Source organism: Caballeronia sp. (assembly GCF_049581465.1).
GTDB lineage: Bacteria > Pseudomonadota > Gammaproteobacteria > Burkholderiales > Burkholderiaceae > Caballeronia.
Genome location: NZ_JBAUSA010000762.1, coordinates 1 through 2,406, shown reverse-complemented (window position 1 = coordinate 2,406; position 2,406 = coordinate 1). Strand labels below are relative to the sequence as shown.

Here is a 2,406-nt window from a genome sequence, read left to right as displayed (position 1 = left end):
CATCGGTACCGTTCACTCGATCCTGGAACACAGTGATGCAGTGGTCCCCGCTATAGACCTCGCAATGATCGCGAAAGTGGAAAGCGGCGATGTGGTGGCGCTCGACGTGAACCCACCATTGGTGATGGACATGACGCTGGGTATCGTGCGTCACGTCGAACGCACGCTCGTGCCTGTAGCACTGAGGGCGTTTGAGATCGTTCGCGACCGCTTCGCCGCAGTGGAGGCAAGGATCGCGGCGCGCGCTTCGCAAGCCTGTCGTGTCTGAGTTGCGCGTACAGAGCCAACGAAGGATTCACTGGCCGTTGGTCCTGCAAAAGCTGCCGCTCGAATAGCGAATCTGTGAATGACCGAAAGGGGTCAGGAGTGTGAGTTTGCCGATGCAGGAAGCTGCCGTCCGGCTGCTCGATGCCGTCTATGTCAGCAATCTGCCGCATTGCCGACATAGAACCCAGGCCGCCTCAACGTCTGTTAAGGCCGATGACCTGCCAAGCGACTCGAAGGAATGAATGGCTGCTGCGCTCAGTAAGCTGCCGATTAGATGGCGCCAGGGCCCGGCGTCCCGAGTGGATCGATGACGGTTGCTCGGGTTTCGAGCAGGGATGGATCGCACATGCGGCGAGCCATTCGATTCCCCGTGTCCCGCGCGTAGGGCAGGGCGTGGCTGCAATGCTGGAGTCTAAAACGCGACTAACAGTCTAGCGCACCCGCCTCGTTAACAAGAACCGCCGCCCCGCTTCTACGCGGGCTCACACAACGCTTTCAAAGCGGGGGCCCCGTTTAATCAAGTAAGAAAACGACGCCGCCGACCCAGTGTCCGAACAGGATGAACCGGTACCTCGGCTTGCGCCGTTCGCCGCGGCATATATTTTTGCAGTGCTTACCGGCGCAGCGGTGTACCGCCCGAGTCTTGTCGACACGTGCTAACCCGCTTTGAACGCATCCCGGAACTGTCTCGCTCGCTCGACCTCGTCGCTATGCAAATAGATTGACGTTGTCGAAATGGAAGCGTGACGCAAGTTGTCACGAACGGATGTCAGTTGTGCACCTCGTTTTAGCGCATGAGTGGCGTGCGTGTGCCTCATCCAGTGTGGCCCGGCCAGTCGTAGCTTCACGGCGAACGCGGGATTCTCTGCTTCAATGAGGTTAGCTGTCGCCTGGAAAAATCGTCTCAAAATCGCCCACAGGCGCACGGTGCTAAGCGCGTCCGTACTGTGCGCGTTGAGGCTGGGTACCAGTGCGACCGTGGGCTGCCAGCGCTCGGGCGAAACCGGCAGTTGACGCTCGATCAGGTACCTATCCAAGGCGGCACGCGCGAGCGACGGGAGCGCGACCTTGCCGGCCTTTTGACCCTTGCCTACCAGGTTGACCCAGTGATCACCTTGCGCGTCGGTGCGGATGTCGCCCAGGGTCACCTTCACGAGTTCACTCGCCCGCAGCCCGGTTGCATACGCAAAATCCAGCAAAAAGCGCAGACGTTGTGCAGCGTCCGCCTTCCACCTGTACGACCACTCGAGTCCGTCTGCAATAGTCCGAAGCAGTAACCATTCGCCCTCCGTGAAGGCGTGCGACGTATCCAGCGCGGCTTGTCGCTCGGTGCCACGCACCTTGACGCCCGAGAACGGATTGGCCAGCACATAGCGCTGCTCGATCAGCCAGCGATACAACCCACTGAGAACCAGAATCGAGTAAGCCACCGAGCGCGGTGCCAAATTGCCTAAAAACGGTCGCCACTGCGGTGAGGTTCGCGCGCGCGTGGGTCCGACCCAGCGTGCGCGGGGTGTGGGCCGGCGCAGAAACGCCCGGTACGCGATCGCGTCTTCGGTGGTGAGGGAGGACAGGGCTCGGCCACGCTCGACGATCGCCCACAGGATCAGGCATTCGGCTTCTTTTCGGTAGGCCCGCTGCGTGGACGGTGACTCGTGCAATGACAACCACGTTTGCACCGCGTCGTAATCGTTGTTCGCGTCCAGCGCACAGGTTTCCCGCGGCGCGCGAAAGGCGCCGCATGAGCCGTCGATTTCATGCGGCAGGCGCACGTTCTCCCAGGGCACCACGATCGCGGGTCCGGTGGACGTGATCAGCGCGCGAGCCCGGTCGGTGAGCACCGAGTGGTCCGCAAAGAACGCCTCCATCTGCCGGGCACTGTCTTGTCCCAGCTTGGGGATCGCTTTCCACCACTGCCGGCGACGCGGAATGCGCAGCGTCAGTTCGGCGAGCGTCGTGATGCCATGGGCGAGCAGCGCACGCACGGCGCGTGGGGGCAGCCAGGGCGCAATCTCATCGGTGATCGTCGTTCGAGGTAATTCTGTCAATCCGGAATCCTTGTCCAGCAAGGCAGCGGTGGTTTGCGTTGACGAATTTAATCGCACTCGAAGTGCGATTAAATTCGTCCATTCGCCTCAG

2 pseudogenes are annotated in these 2,406 nt (G+C 61.2%); one reads left to right on the top strand and one right to left on the bottom strand.

Going from position 1 to position 2,406, the window contains the following annotated elements:
* Positions 1-268 (top strand): annotated as a pseudogene (locus WCA53_RS18850) (LysR family transcriptional regulator); the annotation flags it as partial.
* 655 nt (positions 269-923) lie between these two features.
* Here the strand turns inward: WCA53_RS18850 and WCA53_RS18845 are convergent.
* A pseudogene (locus WCA53_RS18845) lies at positions 924-2,303 on the bottom strand (phage integrase family protein); the annotation flags it as partial.
* Positions 2,304-2,406: the final 103 nt, after the last annotated feature.